The 15,567-nt window shown below is 70.4% G+C and carries 17 protein-coding genes; 10 read left to right on the top strand and 7 right to left on the bottom strand.

Going from position 1 to position 15,567, the window contains the following annotated elements:
• Nucleotides 1-8 precede the first annotated feature (8 nt).
• A complete protein-coding gene (locus SK854_RS40770; protein WP_319980497.1) occupies nucleotides 9-767 on the bottom strand; it encodes an SWIM zinc finger family protein in 759 nt (252 codons plus the stop codon).
• Entirely contained in the window at nucleotides 764-3,085 is a 2,322-nt protein-coding gene (locus SK854_RS40765; RefSeq protein WP_319980496.1) for a DEAD/DEAH box helicase, read from the bottom strand. Before SK854_RS40765 ends, SK854_RS40770 begins: the two co-directional genes overlap by 4 nt.
• Nucleotides 3,086-3,126: 41 nt before the next feature.
• On the opposite strand from SK854_RS40765, the gene SK854_RS40760 reads away from it, so the two are divergent.
• Nucleotides 3,127-3,882, top strand: a complete 756-nt coding sequence (locus tag SK854_RS40760; protein WP_319980495.1) for a TetR/AcrR family transcriptional regulator — start codon at nucleotides 3,127-3,129, stop codon at nucleotides 3,880-3,882.
• Nucleotides 3,883-3,988: 106 nt separating this feature from the next.
• Nucleotides 3,989-5,230, top strand: coding sequence for a hypothetical protein (locus SK854_RS40755; RefSeq protein WP_319980494.1), 1,242 nt, complete (start codon nucleotides 3,989-3,991; stop codon nucleotides 5,228-5,230).
• Here the strand turns inward: SK854_RS40755 and SK854_RS40750 are convergent.
• Nucleotides 5,214-5,537, bottom strand: a complete 324-nt coding sequence (locus SK854_RS40750) for a hypothetical protein (RefSeq protein WP_319980493.1) — start codon at nucleotides 5,535-5,537, stop codon at nucleotides 5,214-5,216. The genes SK854_RS40755 and SK854_RS40750 overlap by 17 nt on opposite strands.
• On the opposite strand from SK854_RS40750, the gene SK854_RS40745 reads away from it, so the two are divergent.
• Genes SK854_RS40745 through SK854_RS40735 form a run of 3 tightly spaced genes read left to right on the top strand, consistent with a single transcriptional unit; the run spans nucleotide 5,515 to nucleotide 9,293 of the window.
• On the top strand, nucleotides 5,515-6,183 hold the full coding sequence (locus SK854_RS40745) for a glutamate ABC transporter substrate-binding protein (protein WP_319980492.1): 669 nt from the start codon (nucleotides 5,515-5,517) through the stop codon (nucleotides 6,181-6,183). The genes SK854_RS40750 and SK854_RS40745 overlap by 23 nt on opposite strands.
• A gap of 9 nt (nucleotides 6,184-6,192) precedes the next feature.
• The gene (locus tag SK854_RS40740; protein WP_319980491.1) at nucleotides 6,193-8,325 is read left to right on the top strand and encodes a serine/threonine-protein kinase; all 2,133 of its coding nucleotides are present in this window, start codon (nucleotides 6,193-6,195) and stop codon (nucleotides 8,323-8,325) included.
• A complete protein-coding gene (locus SK854_RS40735) occupies nucleotides 8,325-9,293 on the top strand; it encodes a PP2C family serine/threonine-protein phosphatase (RefSeq protein WP_319980490.1) in 969 nt (322 codons plus the stop codon). The genes SK854_RS40740 and SK854_RS40735 overlap by 1 nt, the downstream gene beginning before the upstream one ends.
• Here the strand turns inward: SK854_RS40735 and SK854_RS40730 are convergent.
• A complete protein-coding gene (locus SK854_RS40730) occupies nucleotides 9,256-9,459 on the bottom strand; it encodes an SbtR family transcriptional regulator (RefSeq protein ID WP_319980489.1) in 204 nt (67 codons plus the stop codon). The genes SK854_RS40735 and SK854_RS40730 overlap by 38 nt on opposite strands.
• Nucleotides 9,460-9,639: 180 nt before the next feature.
• Here SK854_RS40730 and SK854_RS40725 point away from each other — a divergent pair, with 180 nt between their 5' ends.
• Nucleotides 9,640-10,407, top strand: coding sequence for an alpha/beta hydrolase (locus SK854_RS40725; RefSeq protein WP_319980488.1), 768 nt, complete (start codon nucleotides 9,640-9,642; stop codon nucleotides 10,405-10,407).
• On the opposite strand, the gene SK854_RS40720 is transcribed toward SK854_RS40725, so the two are convergent.
• Nucleotides 10,400-11,398: a LacI family DNA-binding transcriptional regulator gene (locus SK854_RS40720; RefSeq protein ID WP_319980487.1), complete on the bottom strand. Its 999-nt coding sequence runs from the start codon at nucleotides 11,396-11,398 to the stop codon at nucleotides 10,400-10,402. The genes SK854_RS40725 and SK854_RS40720 overlap by 8 nt on opposite strands.
• Before the next feature lie 178 nt (nucleotides 11,399-11,576).
• On the opposite strand from SK854_RS40720, the gene SK854_RS40715 reads away from it, so the two are divergent.
• From SK854_RS40715 to SK854_RS40705, 3 genes are read left to right on the top strand one after another with little or no spacing between them, the layout of a single operon-like run.
• On the top strand, nucleotides 11,577-12,590 hold the full coding sequence (locus SK854_RS40715) for a sugar ABC transporter substrate-binding protein (RefSeq protein ID WP_319980486.1): 1,014 nt from the start codon (nucleotides 11,577-11,579) through the stop codon (nucleotides 12,588-12,590).
• A gap of 3 nt (nucleotides 12,591-12,593) precedes the next feature.
• Nucleotides 12,594-13,595: an ABC transporter permease gene (locus SK854_RS40710; RefSeq protein ID WP_319980485.1), complete on the top strand. Its 1,002-nt coding sequence runs from the start codon at nucleotides 12,594-12,596 to the stop codon at nucleotides 13,593-13,595.
• Nucleotides 13,592-14,359, top strand: a complete 768-nt coding sequence (locus tag SK854_RS40705) for an ATP-binding cassette domain-containing protein (protein ID WP_319980484.1) — start codon at nucleotides 13,592-13,594, stop codon at nucleotides 14,357-14,359. The genes SK854_RS40710 and SK854_RS40705 overlap by 4 nt, the downstream gene beginning before the upstream one ends.
• Here the strand turns inward: SK854_RS40705 and SK854_RS40700 are convergent.
• The gene (locus SK854_RS40700) at nucleotides 14,356-14,697 is read right to left on the bottom strand and encodes a YybH family protein (RefSeq protein WP_319980483.1); all 342 of its coding nucleotides are present in this window, start codon (nucleotides 14,695-14,697) and stop codon (nucleotides 14,356-14,358) included. The genes SK854_RS40705 and SK854_RS40700 overlap by 4 nt on opposite strands.
• 39 nt (nucleotides 14,698-14,736) lie before the next feature.
• On the opposite strand from SK854_RS40700, the gene SK854_RS40695 reads away from it, so the two are divergent.
• Nucleotides 14,737-15,069, top strand: a complete 333-nt coding sequence (locus SK854_RS40695; protein ID WP_319980482.1) for a winged helix-turn-helix transcriptional regulator — start codon at nucleotides 14,737-14,739, stop codon at nucleotides 15,067-15,069.
• On the opposite strand, the gene SK854_RS40690 is transcribed toward SK854_RS40695, so the two are convergent.
• Nucleotides 15,043-15,552 (bottom strand): hypothetical protein, encoded by a 510-nt coding sequence (locus SK854_RS40690; RefSeq protein ID WP_319980481.1) that lies wholly within the window; start codon nucleotides 15,550-15,552, stop codon nucleotides 15,043-15,045. The genes SK854_RS40695 and SK854_RS40690 overlap by 27 nt on opposite strands.
• Between the last annotated feature and the right edge of the window lie 15 nt (nucleotides 15,553-15,567).

Genomic DNA, 15,567 nt, shown 5'->3' with positions numbered 1-15,567 from the left:
CTCGGTGATCACCCTTCGAGAGTGCACGAACCCAGCAGCGCGCGTGCCCTGGACGCGGCGATCTCCATCAGTGCCACGAGTTCCGCGGCCTCGAAGCCGGGTGGCGGTTCGACCGCGAGCACCACAGGTGTGGTGGCATGAACCGAAGGACGAGCAGGCAGTTGACCTGCCGTTTCGACGGAAACCACCACAGGTGTTCTGGTACCGACGGGGCCGGCGACGCGCTCGCGGAGGGCGTCGAGGAGTTCCTGTTCCGGTTTTCCCTTGAGCAGCAGGAGCACGAACGGGTCGGCGTCGAGCAGCCAGCCGACCTGGAACGCGAGCGCGGCGGCGTGGCGGCACGTGAGTTCCCAGCTGTCGCAGTCGCAGTCGGGTTCGAGGTCGCCGATGCCGGGCAGCAGGTCCACACCGGACTCTTCGGCGGCGAGGACGAGGTCGCGGGGCATGTCGTTGTCCAGCAGGGCGGCGATGTGGCCGGAGTGTTCGGCGACGCGGTCGAGGAACCGTCCCCATTGGACTTCGGACAACGCCGGGACGCGGACGGTGGTGCTGTAGACGGTGTCGTCGTCGTGCACCTGGGCGTGCAGGCGGCCGGGGCTGACGGTGATGGGGCCGACGACGCCGGCGTGGGCGTAGCGGCGGCCGAGGCGGATCAGGGTGGTGTTGAGCGCGGTGTCCTCGAGGGCCTTCACCCAGGCCTTGCCCCACCACGTGGTGGCGACGCGGCGTTTCACCTTGGGGAACGCGGCGAATCCGCGGGCGGTCACTGGGCGCTCCTGAGCTGGACGAGTTCGGCGAGTTCGGCGTCGGTGAGTTCGGTGAACGCGGACTCTCCCCCGTGCAGGACGGCGTCGGCGAGGTCGCGTTTGTCCTGCAGGAGTGCGGCGATGCGTTCCTCCACGGTGCCTTCGGTGACGAGCTTGTGCACCTGGACGGGTCTGGTCTGGCCGATGCGGTAGGCGCGGTCGGTGGCCTGGTCCTCGACGGCGGGGTTCCACCAGCGGTCGAAGTGGATGACGTGGTCGGCGCGGGTGAGGTTGAGGCCGGTGCCCGCGGCCTTCAACGACAGCAGGAAGACGGGCGCGCGGCCGTTCTGGAAGTCGTCGACCATCTGTTCGCGCTGGGGCACGGGGGTGCCGCCGTGCAGGAACAGGGTGGGTTGCTTGATGTGCTGTTGCAGCAGCCGGGCCATGCCGACGTACTGGGTGAAGATCAGCGCCGAGCCGTCCTCGGCGACGATCGTGTCCAGCAGTTCGTCGAGCAGGTCGAGCTTGCCGGAGGCGCCCTGTGGAGTGGTGTGGCCGAGGTAGTGCGACGGGTGGTTGCAGATCTGCTTGAGTCCGGTCAGGAGTTTCAGCACAAGACCGCGCCGGGCCATGCCGTCGCTCGAAGCGATCTGGTCGAGGGTCTCCCTGGTGAGCGCTTCGTACAGCGCCGCCTGCTCCACGCTCAGCGAGACGTACCGGTCGGTCTCGGTCTTGGCGGGCAGTTCGGGGGCGACGCCGGGGTCGGACTTGCGGCGGCGCAGCAGGAACGGCCGCACGACCTTGGCGAGGGTGTCGTCGGGTTCGGGCCAGCGGGTCCGGAACGCGCGGTGCGTGCCGAGCAGGCCCGGGGTCGTCCAGTCCAGGACGGCCCAGAGCTCGGACAGCGAGTTCTCGACGGGCGTGCCGGACAACGCGACGCGTGCCGCCGCGGGGATCGAGCGCAGTGCCTTGGCGGTGCCGGAGTGCGGGTTCTTGACGTGCTGGGCCTCGTCGGCGACGACCATGCCCCACTCGTGCTCGCTCAGCGCCTCGGCGTCCAGCCGCATGGTGCCGTAGGTGGTGAGGACGACGCCGCCAGTGGCGAGCGTCCGCTGTGGACCGTGGTAGCGGGTGACGGACACTCCTGGTGCGAACCGGTGGATCTCGCGTTCCCAGTTGCCGAGCAACGACGCCGGGCAGACGACCAGCGTCGGGAGTTCGTGGTCGCGGTGCAGGTGCAGTGCGATGAGCGTGATGGTCTTGCCGAGGCCCATGTCGTCGGCGAGACACGCGCCCAGTCCGAGGCCGGTCATGTGGGCGAGCCAGCGCAGGCCGTGCAACTGGTAGTCGCGCAGCTGTGCCCGCAAGGCCGCGGGCTGGGGGAACTCCGGCACTGTCGCGATGGCCGTGGTGAGGCTGTGCGGGGCGACCTCGACGTGCTCGCCGTCGATGATCGCCACGCCGGTGAGGGCGGCGGTGACGGCCTGAGCAGCGGTGATCGGCTTGAGCTGCTGGCGGGCCTTCTTCTTGAGCTTCGGGTCGACCAGGACCCACTGGTCGCGCAGTTTCACGATCGGCCGGGACGCCTCGGCGATCACGTCCATCTCGGCCTCGGTGAGCTCCTCGCCGCCGAGCGCGAGCCGCCAGTCGAACGTGAGCAGGTCGCCCGCCTCGAACCGGCCGCCGGCCTCGCCGATGACGGCCTTGGCGGACAGGGTCATGGCGAGGTCGCGGGGCCAGTGGACCTCGATGTCGGTGCCGAGGAGTTCGGTGATCTCGCCGTCGGTGAGGTCGGCCTGGTCGAGCAGGCGTTGCAGCGGCGGCCAGTCGACGCGGGCCATCGCCCTGATGGCGTCGAGCTCGCGGCCGGAGCCCCGCACGTCCTGCGGGTAGGGGTCGGTGATGGCGCGGACCTGCACGATCGCGCGGAACCGCAGGTCGTCGGAGGTCTCGATGCGCAGCGAGATCTTGATCTGCTCGTCGGCCCACGTCTTGAGCTCGGGGACGTCGTGCGGTTCGGTGCCGGCGAACGGTCCTTCGCCGGTGCGGGGCAGCGTGTCGGCGACGGCGTCGAGAAACCCGCGGAGTTCGTCGTAGTCGCCGTGTGCGGCGAGCTGGCGCAGGTGCAGCTCGTCGGCGTGGTCGAGCGGCCCGACGCGCCAGGTGTCGTGGCCCCCGGCCGTCACGCCGGGCACGATCCGGCCGCGGGCCACCAGGGTCAGCGCGGTCGCGGCGGCCACTCCCCAGTAACCGTCGTCGTGCAGCACGTCCGGCAGGGCTTCGAGCAGGGGTTTTCCGTGGAGCTGGCCGAATCTGGGCGGGTCGGCAGGCACGAACATACTCTGTACCGTACACCATACGGTACGGTAGGGTCGCGTTCGTGATCGAACACACGGGCAGCGGTGACCCCGCGAGGACGCTGGCGTTGCTGTGGCGCACGCAGGAACGCGTGTCGCGCAAGGGCAAGCCGGACCTGAGCGTGGACCGGATCGTGCAGGCGGGCATCTCGCTGGCCGACGCGGACGGGCTCAAGGCGCTGTCGATGCGGCGTGTGGCCGAGTCGCTGGGCGTGGGGACGATGTCGCTCTACACCTACGTGCCGGGCAAGGGCGAGCTGATCGACGTCATGGTCGACACCGTGCAGGCCGCGACCGGACGTGAGGCGGCCGAGGGCTGGCGGGAGCACCTCGCGTACGTGGCGCGGGAGAACCTGGCGCTGTACCGACGCCATCCGTGGTTGTTGCAGGTCGCGCCGTCCCGCACGGTGCTGGGCCCGCAGGTGGCGGCGAAGTACGACTTCGAGCTGCGCGGCCTGGAGGGCGTGGGTCTGTCGGACGTGGAGATGGACTCGGTGCTCAACCTCGTGCTCGGGCACGTGCAGAACTCGGCGCGCGGCCTGACGGCGGCGGCGGTGACCGAGAAGGAGACGGGGCTGACCGATCAGCAGTGGTGGGACGCGGCGGCGCCGGTCCTGATGACGGTGTTCGACCCGGCCCGCTTCCCGGTGGCGGCACGCGTGGGTGGCGCCGTGGGCGAGGCGCACCAGAGCGCGTTCAGCCCGGAGCACTCGTTCGAGTTCGGGCTGGAGATGATCCTCGACGGCGTCAATCGACTGATCGAGTCGCGTCGGCTGTAACTGCTGAGTGACACCTTGCGGGATGCGTCGTTAATTCCCACACGGTGTCACTTGGGTGCCTACAGTTACGCCACGCCGATCAACTTCACCGCTGGGAGGCCCGCTCGTGGTGATCGACTCGCAGCCCCGGCAGGCGCTGGTGCGCCGCTTCACCGGTCTGGCGCGGTCGACTCCGGGACGCCTGAGCCTGATCGTCGTGGTGCTGGTGGTGGCGAGCCTGGCGAGCGGCTGGCTGTCGACGTGGAGCGTGAACCGCCAGGAGCGGGCGCTGGAGGACCTGACGACCAGGTCCGAGCCTCTCGCGCACGCGGCGCAGGAGGTCTACCGGGCGTTGCAGGACGCGGACGCGACGGCGGCGAGCGCGTTCCTGTCTGGCGGGCTGGAGCCTTCCCAGCTGCGGGAACGCTACGAGAAGGACATCGCGCAGGCACAGGCGGCGCTGTCGGTGGCGACGGCCTCCTCCCCCGACCTGACGGCGACGCTGGCGGCGCAGCTGCCGGTCTACACCGGACTCATCGAGACAGCGCGCACGAACAACCGGCAGGGTTTCCCCGTGGGCGCGGCGTATCTGCGTGAGGCGTCGGGGCTGATGCGCACGCAGCTGCTGCCGGCGGCGCAGGAGCTGTACCGGGCGGAGACGGACCGGGTGTCGCGCGCGCAGGACGAGGCGAACTTCCCCTGGGGCTCGGTCGGGGTGGCGCTGGCGTTCGTGATCGCGCTCGTGCTGACCCAGCGGTATCTGACCCGCCGGACGAACCGGCTGCTCAACGTCGGCCTGCTGGTGGCCACGGGCGCGGCGGTGGTGTCGCTGCTGTGGGTGACGACGGTGTCGGTGCTGGTCATGAACAACGTGTCGGACTCGCGGGCGGCCTCGCAGAAGGTCGACGTGCTGGCGCAGGCGCGGATCGCGACCCTGACCGCGCGGGGCGAGGAGACGCTGACGCTGGTCGCGCGGGGTGCGGGCCAGACCTACGAGAAGAACTTCGTCGAGGTCTCCGAACGGCTCGAAGGGCTGCTCGACCAGGCCGCGCGCCTGGGCGGCACCGAGGCGGTCGACGAGGCGATGCGGCAGTTCCGGCAGTGGCAGCAGGTCCACCAGCGCATCCGCGAGGCCGACGACGCCGGGCAGTACAGCGACGCGGTGGCGCTGATCGGCAACCCGTACTTCGACTCGCTGGACCAGTCCCTGGTGCGTGCGATCGGGGAGGCGCGGCAGGACTTCAGCGACGAGGTGGCGGTGGCGCGGGCGTCGCTGGCGGGTACGGCGGTCGGGGTGCTGGTGCTCGCGCTGATCGGCGCGGCGGGGTCGGCGATGGGGTTGTGGCAGCGGCTCAAGGAGTACAGGTGAGGCGACTGGCGTTGGCGGCGCTGATGCTGCTCGGAGCGTGCTCGGCGGGTCCGCCGCCGAGCGAGGTCGTGCCGCGCAGCGCCGCGGCACCGCAACCGGCGAACGCGAGCACGGTCTCCGCGGCGCCGAGCAGTTCGGCGAACCCGCCGCCGTCGTGTGACGCGACGGCGAGCCTGCGGCCGGGCGCGTTGCCCGCGGCCGGGCAGATGCCGTCCGGGTCGACGATGGCGAAGATCGCGCAGCGCGGCCGGTTGATCGCCGGGGTGGACCAGAACTCGTACCTGATGGGGTTCCGCAACTCGTTCACCGGCGAGATCGAGGGTTTCGACGTCGACGTGGCGCGGCAGATCGCGAAGGCCGTGTTCGGTGACGAGAAGAAGGTCCAGTTCAAGGTCGTCACGGCGGCCGAGCGGATCCCGATGCTGCAGAGCGGCGCGGTCGACGTCGTGGTGCGCACGATGACGATCACCTGCGACCGGCTCAAGGACGTGGACTTCTCGCAGGTCTACTACCAGGCGGGGCAGCGGGTGCTGGTGCGCCGCAACTCCGGCATCACCGGCGTGGAGGGCCTGGCGGACAAGCGGGTGTGCGTGGCGTCGGGGTCGACGTCGCTGGGCAACGTGGTGAACCGGGCGAAGACGACGGTGAGCGTGCCGAACTGGACGGACTGCCTGGTGATGCTGCAGCAGGGGCAGGCCGACGCGATCTCGACCGACGACACGATCCTCGCGGGACTGGCCGCGCAGGACCCGTACACCGAGGTCGTGGGGTCGCGGTTCACCGACGAGTCGTACGGCGTGGGCGTGCCGAAGGGGCAGGAGGACCTGGTCCGGTTCGTCAACGGCGTGCTGGAACGGATGCGCGCCGACGGCACGTGGGGCGGGATCTACCGGCGGTGGCTGACGCCGCTGGGTCCGGCACCAACGCCGCCCGTCGCGCGTTATCGGGACTAGGGGGCCGGGATGAGTGACGAGCTTGAGCTGCCCGAGACAGGGCCGTCGACGGCGCCGGGGACCGCGCCCTGGTCGTCGTCGCAGGAGGTGTCGCGGTCGAACTCGGGCCGCACGCGGCGGGGCAGCGCGCGGTCGATGAGCCGCGGCCGGCTGGGTGCCGGGCTGGTCGAGGTGCCGCGGGTGCCGTACCGGGATCCGAAGACCGCCGTGCTGGAGCAGCCGGAGGTGCCGGAGGCGAAGCGGTTCTGCTCGAAGTGCGGCAAGAAGGTCGGGCGGCGCAAGGACGGCAAGCAGGGCCGGGTGGAGGGGTTCTGCCCGCAGTGCGGGCACGCCTACTCGTTCACGCCCAAGCTCGCGCCCGGTGAGGTGCTGCACGACCAGTACGAGGTGCTGGGCTGCCTGGCGCACGGCGGCCTGGGCTGGCTCTACCTGGCGCTCGACCACGCGGTGAGCGACCGGTGGGTGGTGCTCAAGGGCCTGCTCGACTCGGGCGACGCGGACGCGATGGCGGCGGCGCTGGCCGAACGCCGGTTCCTGGCCGAGGTCGAGCACCCGAACATCGTGAAGATCCACAACTTCATCCGGCACGAGAGCCGCGACAGCGACAAGCGCGTCGAGTACATCGTGATGGAGTACGTCGGCGGCGAGTCCATCAAGGACATGATCACGCGCCGGCGCCGGGAGGGCCGCGGGGACGAGGCACTGCCGCTGGCGCAGGCCATCGCCTACGTGCTGGAGATCCTGCCCGCGGTCGGCTACCTGCACGGCGTGGGGCTGCTGTACTGCGACTTCAAGCCGGACAACATGATCCACACCGAGGAGCAGCTCAAGCTGATCGACCTCGGGGCGGTGCGGCGCATCGACGACCACCACTCCCCCATCTACGGCACGATCGGCTACCAGGCGCCCGAGATCGGCACGATCGGCCCGTCGGTGTTCTCCGACATCTACACGGTCGGGCGCGCTTTGGCGGTGATGAGCTTCCCGTTCGACTTCCGCGGCCGCTGCAAGGACCGGCTGCCCACGGTCGACGAGGAACCGCTGCTGGGCCGGTTCGAGTCGTTCCACCGACTGCTGCTGCGCGCCACGAACCCGAACCCGGAGCTGCGGTTCTGCTCGGCCGAGGACATGGCCGAGCAGCTCACGGGCGTGCTGCGCGAGGTGCTGGCGATCGAGGACGGCGTGCCGCGGCCGGGCCTGTCGCGGCAGTTCACGCCGGAACGCCGCCGGTTCGGCGTGGAGGGCTCGCTGGATCTCGCCGAGGTGGCGCTGGCGTTGCCGGCACCGAGCGTGAGCACCTCCGACGCCGCCGCCTCCTGGCTCGCGACGGCGACGACGTCGGATCCGGCGGGGCTGCGCAAGGCGCCGGAGTTCACGGTGGAGGTGCGGCTGCGGATCGTGCGGGTGCTCATCGAGTCCGGCGACACCGAGGCGGCGATGCGGGAGCTGGAGTCGCTCACGGCGCCGTCGATGTTCGACGAGCCGGAGCTCGACCCGGCCGAGGACTGGCGCCCGGACTGGTACCGGGGCCTCGCGGCGCTCACGGACGGGCGGGCCTCCGACGCGCTGGGGTTCTTCGACGCGGTGTGCTCGGCGGTGCCGGGCGAGGCGGCCCCGAAGCTGGCGCTGGGCGTGTGCGCGGAGGCCACCGGGGAGCTGAAGGCGGCGGCGGGCTGGTACGAGCTGGTGTGGAGCACGGATCACTCGTACGTGTCAGCGGCGTTCGGGCTGGGGCGGGTGCTGCTGGCGTGCGGGGAACGCGCTCGGGCGGTCGAGGTGCTGTTGTCGGTGCCGGACACGTCGTCGCAACATCTGGCGGCGCAGATCGCGGCGGTGCGCGCGCAGCTCGGTGACTGCGGCGCGGAGGACCTCGTCGCGGCCGGGGAACGGTTGCACGCCTTGGACATCGACGTCCATTCGCACACGCAGCTGTCGGCCGAGGTGCTGGAGGCGGCCTACGACTACGTGACCCGCAATCAGGCCGCCGAGGGCAAGGTGCTGGACTGTGCACTCTCCGAACACGAGCTTCGGCTGGGTCTAGAGGCGCGCTATCGCACGCTGGCCCGGTTCGCGGCCACGCCGGAGGAACGGATCGCATTGGTGGACCGCGCGAACGCGGTAAGGCCTAGGACGTTGGTTTGATGGACACCCTGAAGTGCCCGGAGTGCTTCGCGCCCGTCGCGGCGGAGGACCGGTTCTGCGAGGCGTGCGGACGCAACCTGCTGGTCCGCCGCACGCCGCTGGGCGGACCGACCGGTCCCGCGCAGGCCTCGTGCATCCTGTGCGGGTCGCCCGACATCGACGACGAGGACTACTGCACCCAGTGCGGCCGTCACCAGCCCTCGGCGCGCGATCGGGTCGAGTACGCGCTGGGCGCGGTGTCCGGTGTGTCGGACCGGGGCAAGCGGCGGGCGCGCAACGAGGACTCGATGGCGTTCGGTCACGTCGCGGGCAAGGGTGTCGCCGCCGTCGTCTGCGACGGTGTGGCCTCCTCCGAACGCGCCGAGCAGGCCTCGCAGGCCGCCGCGGACGCCGCGGTGGACGTGCTGCTCAACGCCCTGATCGACACCGCGGACCCCGAGCAGGCCATGGTCGACGCCGTCGCCGCGTCGTGCTCCGCGGTGGAGCAACTGGTCGAGCTGGAGCCGATGGAGGCGGGCGGCCGGGGTGTCGCGCCGTCGTGCACGTTCGTCTCCGCGCTGGTCACGGAGAACTCGGTGACGATCGGCTGGGTCGGCGACTCGCGCGCCTACTGGCTGTCGGATGAGGGCTCCAAGCAGCTCACCACGGACGACACGTGGGCGGCGCAGCTGGTCGCCGAAGGTGTGCTGACCGAGGAGCAGGCGCGCACGGACCGTCGCGCGCACGTGCTGTCGCGGTGGATCGGCGCGGACGCGGGCCGGGTGGAACCGCAGGTCGTGACGCTCAAGCCGACCTCGCCGGGCGTGTTCCTGCTGTGCTCGGACGGCCTGCACAACTACCGGCCGGAGCCCGAGGACCTGCAGCCGCTGCTGCCGTGCGGGCCGGAGGAGTTCGTGAAGGTCGCCCTGGACGCGGGCGGCCACGACAACATCACCGTGGTGCTGGTGCCGTTCGCGCCGGCGGACTGAAGCCCCGCACGGTCAGGCCGGCGAGCTGGTCGGCCTGACCCGCGGTGCCGTGGTTCCCAGTCCACGCCGCGGCGTTCATCAGGGTGAACACGTCCTCACCGGTCAGGTCCGCGCGGACCTGACCGGCCTCGATGGCGCGTCGTTGTTCGCCGGTGCCGAAGTCCACACCTTTGAGTGATTCGCCGCTGGCTGACCGGAGCTGGGCACCGTTCGGTGCGTGAGATTCTTTTCTGTCGCGTGATCGTCGGGCACGTTGAACGTGTGCACGCAGGCGCAGGGGCACCTCTACGACGACCCGGAGTGCGCGCACTTCGCCACGATGGGCAAACGCTGCTGAAATGACGTCATGAGGAGGGCGGTGTTGATCGCGGCGGCGGTGGTTGTCACCATCGTCGCCGTGGTCTTCACCTTCCAGCGCAAGCTCGTGTACTTCCCCTCCCCCGGCCCGGTGCCCGCGGCCGACGAGGTGCTGCCCGGTGGGCGCGACGTCCGGCTGGTGACGGCGGACGGTCTGCTGCTCGACGGCTGGCACTTCGAACTGCCCGACGCGACCGCCACGGTGATCGTGTTCCCGGGCAACGGCGGCAACCGGACGGGGCGGGTGTCGCTGGCGCGGGAACTGACCTCGCGCGGGCTGTCGGTGCTGTTGTTCGACTACCGCGGCTACGGCGACAACCCCGGCAAGCCGACGGAGGAGGGCCTGACGTTCGACGCGCGGGCGGCGCTGGACCTGATCGACGGGCCGGTCGTCTACTTCGGCGAGTCGCTGGGCGCGGCCGTGGCGGCGGAGCTCGCGACGTTCCGCGCGCCCAAGGGCATGGTGCTGCGCTCGCCGTTCACCTCGCTCGCGGCGGTCGGGTCGCACCACTACCCGTGGCTGCCGGTGAAGGCGTTGTTGCAGGACAAGTTCCCCGTGACGGAACGGGTGTCCGGGCTGGACGTTCCGACCGTGGTGCTGCTGGGCACGAAGGACTCGGTGGTGCCGCCCGCGCAGAGCCGTGAGGTGGCGACGGCGGCACGCGCGAAGCTCGTCGAGGTCGACGGTGCGGACCACAACGACGAGGTGCTGGTGTCGGGGCCGCAGGTGATCGACGCGGTGCTGTCGGTCAGCTGATCGGCGCGATCTCGCCGGACCCGCGGCGCACGAGCGCGGCGGGGACGACGGCGTGCACGGGCGGTGAGGTGTCGCCGTCGATGCGGGCGAAGATGAGCTCGGCGGCCTTGCGGCCGATGCCGGGCACGTCCTGGCGCACGACGGTGATGCCGGGGTCGAGCATGTCGGCGAGCGGGAAGTCGTCGAACCCGATGAGCGCGACGCGGCGGTGCAGGTCGCGGGCGCGCAGCAGCCGCATGGCGCCGACGGTGACGAGGTTCTGGGCGGTGAACAACGCGGTGGGCGGCCTGTCGAGGTCGAACAGCGCCCCGGTGGCGGCTTCGGCGAGGTCGGCTCCGTGCAGGTCGGTGCGCACGAGCTCGTCCCGCAGGGTCAGGCCCGCCTGGGCGAGGCCTTCGAGGTAGCCGGTGTAGCGCTCCTGGCTGGTCCACAGGGTGCGCCGGTCGCCGAGAAACGCGATGTCGCGGTGGCCCAGGCCGGCCAGGTGAAGGACGGCGTCGCGGGAGCTGTCGCGGTTGGTGGTGGTGACGCAGTCGGTGCCGCCGAAGGTGGGGGGCCGGTCCACGAGCACCATCGGGGTGCCGCGGTCGCGTTCCTGTTGCAGGGCGTCCTGATGCCCGCCCACCGCCATGACGACGACGCCGTCGACACGGCGCGTGGACAGTGACACGAGCAGTTCGCGTTGCAGGGTGTGGTCGTCCTCGCTGCTGCCGGCGAGCACGAGGACCCCGGCGTGGCGGGCGCGGTCCTCGACGGCGCGCAGCAGGGCGGCGTCGAAGGGGTTGGAGAGGTCTTCGAACAGCACGCCGATGGTGGCGCTGCGCCGGTCGGAGCGGCGCAGGCTGCTGGCGGTCAGGTTCGGGCGATAGCCCAGGGTGCGGGCCGCCTCGCGGACGCGGTCGACGACCTCGGCGCCGGCGCCGGGCAGGCCGTTGATCACGCGGGACACGGTCTTGATGCTGACCTTCGCCAGGGCGGCGACGTCGCGCATCGTGGGTTCACGTCTCTCGCCGCTTTGGCCCATGTTCCGCCACGCTCACTTCCTACGCCTCTTGCGTCAACGATGACGCAACGGTATACCCGTTGCACAGCTCGCGTAGCCGCTCTCCTATTCATGATCCGAGAGACTTCGGACGGGCGGTTACGTCAACGTTGACGTAGGAGTTGCCATGCGTAGAAGTGCCGGGATCACCGCGGCGGCGTTGCTCACCTTGGTCACCGCGTGCGGAGGTGGTGGGTCCTCTGGCGGTGGCACGACGCTGGTCGGCCTGGTGACGAAGACGGACACGAACCCGTTCTTCGTGAAGATGAAGGAGGGCGCGCAGCAGGCGGCCTCGTCGGCGGGCGCGACGGTGCAGTCGTTCGCGGGCAAGCAGGACGGCGACAACCAGACGCAGGTCGACGCGATCGAGAACCTGATCGCGTCGGGCGCGAAGGGCATCCTGATCACGCCGAGCGACTCGAAGGCGATCGTGCCGTCGGTGGACAAGGCGCGGGCGGCGGGGCTGCTGGTGATCGCGCTGGACACGCCGCTGGAGCCGGCCAGTGCCGCGGACGCGACGTTCGCGACCGACAACTACAAGGCCGGGTTGCTGATCGGGCAGTGGGCGAAGTCGAAGTTCGCGAAGGAGGGCAAGCAGGCCAAGATCGCGTTGCTGGACCTCAACCCGAACCAGGTGTCGGTGGACGTGCAGCGCGACCAGGGTTTCCTGGAGGGCTTCGGCGTCGACGTGAAGGACAAGGCCCGCATCGGTGACGAGTCCGATCCGCGGATCGTGGGCCACGACGTGACCAACGGCGACCCGTCCGGTGGCCGCACGGCGATGGAGAACCTGCTGCAGAAGGACCCCGGCGTCAACCTGGTCTACACGATCAACGAGCCCGCGGCGGCCGGTGCCTACGAGGCGTTGAAGGCGGCGGGCAAGGAGAAGGACGTCGTGATCGTGTCGGTCGACGGCGGCTGTCCGGGCGTGAACAACGTCAAGTCCGGCGTGATCGGGGCGACCTCGCAGCAGTACCCGCTGAAGATGGCGCAGCTCGGGGTGGAGGCGGTGTCGAAGTTCGCGAAGGACGGCTCGAAGCCGCAGAACACCGACACGGGCGTCACGTTGATCACCGACCAGCCCGCGGACGGCGTGGAGTCCAAGGACTCGGCGTTCGGCCTGCAGAACTGCTGGGGCTAAGCGATGACCGCGGTGGTGGAGGAACGGGATCGTTCCGTGCTGACGCGCGTGCAGCACCTGCTGCACGCGCAGGCCACGATCGGACCGGCGGTGGTGCTGCTGGCGTCGGTGATCGTGTTCGCGTTGCTGTCGGACCGGTTCCTGACGCCGGGCAACATCTCGCTGATCCTGCAGCAGGTCGCGGTGGTGGGCACGCTCGCGGTGGGACAGACGATCGTGATCCTGACCGCCGGCATCGACCTGTCGTGCGGGGCGATCATGGTGCTGACCTCGATCGTGATGGCGAAGGTGGCGTCGGAGACCGGCCTGCCGGGCTTGCCGGCGTTGCTGCTCGGGTTCCTGGTGGGCACGGTGTGCGGGTTGCTCAACGGCCTGCTGGTGACGCGGCTGAAGCTGCCGCCGTTCATCGTCACGCTGGGCACGTTGAACGTGTTCTTCGCGTTGAACCTCTGGTATTCGGGCAGTGCCACGATCCGGGGCTCGGACATGCCGTCGTTGCTGCTGTTCACCGGGCAGACGTTCACCGTCGGCGGCACGCGCATCACCTACGGCTCGATCATGCTGGTGCTGCTGGTGGCGGCGATGGCGTTCGTTTTGAAGAACACCGCGTGGGGCCGGCACGTCTACTCGACCGGTGACGACCTGGAGGCCTCGCGCCTGTCGGGCATCCGCACGGCTCGGGTGCTGCTCTCCGTGTACGCGACGGCGGGGTTGATCTACGCGGTGGCGGCGTGGACGTTGATCGGCCGGATCGCCTCGGCTTCACCGCAGGCGGGGCAGACCGACAACCTGGACTCCATCACGGCGGTGGTGATCGGCGGGACGTCGCTGTTCGGTGGCCGCGGCGCGGTGGTGGGGTCGCTGATCGGCGCGTTGATCGTCGGCGTGTTCCGCAACGGCCTGGCTTTGGCCGGGGTGGACGTGCTGTGGCAGACGATGGCGGTCGGTGTGCTGATCATCGTGGCGGTGTCGCTGGACCAGTGGATCAGGAAGGTGAAGGCATGACCACCCCGATCCTGCAGGCAACGGGCCTGGTCAAGCGGTACGGCAGGGTGACGGCGCTGGCGGGTTCGGACCTGGAGCTGCTGCCGGGCGAGATCCTCGCGGTGATCGGCGACAACGGCGCGGGCAAGTCGTCGCTGATCAAAGCGCTGTCCGGCGCGGTGGTGCCGGATGAGGGAGAGGTGTTCCTCGACGGCTCCCCCGTGTCGTTCTCGACACCGCTGGACGCGCGCAAGGCCGGCATCGAGACGGTGCACCAGTCGCTGGCCGTGTCGCCGTCGCTCGACATCGCGGCGAACCTGTTCCTGGGCCGTGAACTGCGCCGCAAGGGCGTGCTCGGCTCGGTGTTCCGGATGCTCGACCGCACCGGCATGCGCGACGAGGCCCGTCGTCAGCTCGACGCGCTGGGGATCATGACGATCCAGAACCCCGGCCAGGCCGTGGAGACTCTCTCGGGCGGGCAGCGTCAGGCTGTGGCGGTGGCGCGGGCGGCGGCGTTCGGCAGCCGCGTCGTGATCATGGACGAGCCGACGGCGGCGCTGGGTGTGCGGGAGTCCCGTGCGGTGCTGGACCTGATCCTGCAGGTCCGCGACCGAGGCCTGCCGGTGATCCTGATCAGCCACAACATGCCACACGTGTTCGAGGTGGCCGACCGCATCCACATCCAGCGCCTGGGCCGGCGCAAGGCGGTGGTGGATCCGAAGTCCATCTCGATGTCGGACGCGGTGGCGATCATGACCGGGGCCATGGAGCCGCCCGAGGCCTAGGCCGTGCCGAAGGGGTTGTCGATCACGTACCGCCACCGGCCGTCCTCGCCCCGGCGAGCGACGTCGGTGGCGGTGCCGTGCACGTCGCCGATGGTCCAGTCGACGATGAGCAGCGCGATGCCGTCGTGTTCGTAGACGTGGCGTGGCCGGACGTCGATGGGCAGGCCGAGGTCGAGGAACCGCTGGTTGGCGGCGCGCCGGGCGGCTCCGGTGACGGTGCGGCCGGGTTCGGGGACGAACAGGCCGCTCGGTTCGTAGACGGTGTCGACGGCGTCCGCGTTCCGGGAGTTGAACGCGGCGGCGAACTCGTGGGCGACACTGGCGGGGTGGATGGACATGCCGACAGCGTCGCGTTCGCTTCTGTGGGTCACCAAACGGTGACCTGGAACCGGCCGTCGCAGGACTGCCCGGTCGAGATCGCGCTCGCTGCGATCAGCGGCCGGTGGGCGACCTTGGTGCTGCGGGATCTGATGCACGGGCCGCGGTCGTTCTCGCAGTTGCGGGAGGGGTTGCCGTCGTTGAGCGCGAAGGTGCTGACCGAACGACTGGACTCGCTGGTGGCGCAGGGCTTGGTGTCGTGCTCCCGCTCCCCCGGTTTCCCGGTGCGGACGTCGTACGAGCTGACGCCGGCCGGGATGCTGCTGCGGCCGTTGCTGGTGCAGCTGTACCGCACGGGTGAGGCGCTACTGGGCGAGCTCGCGCAGCACTGACTCCAGCGGCGCGAGGACGTTGCGGGAGGCATGCAGCTCGTCGGACACCAGCGCGGTGCGCTTGTCGACGCGGCGCCAGAACTGGCCCTCCACGGGGATCTGGACGAGCTGGACGTCGAAGACGGGTGGGTGGCCGAGTTCGCCGGTGAGCTGGTCGACGATCTCCTTGAGCACGACCTGGAAGCCCGCTCTGGCGTCGTCGCGCGCCCTGCTCTGCCTGGGCGAGGTCGGGTTCGGTGTCCACTGGCTGTAGGCGGCGCGCATCTGTTCGGGCAGGCCGACGGGCGGGCGGCCTCCGCCGCCGTGGTCGTAGGACTGCGTCCACCACCGATCCCACGCCGCCCCGAAGGTCTCCGGCACGTACACGTCGTGCATGCGCGGGACCGGCGGGGTCAGGCGTGGGATCGAGTCGGCGGTGGGTGTGCTGATGCCGAGTGCGTCGCGGGTGTAGAGGGCGAAGGTGTTACCGCTGCGGCTGGACACCTGCCACGTGGAATC

The sequence above is a fragment of the Lentzea sokolovensis genome (assembly GCF_033949975.1).
In the GTDB taxonomy this organism is placed as follows: Bacteria; Actinomycetota; Actinomycetes; order Mycobacteriales; family Pseudonocardiaceae; genus Lentzea; species Lentzea sokolovensis.
Note: the sequence above shows the minus strand (reverse complement) of the source record. Positions and strands in the feature narration are given on the sequence as shown.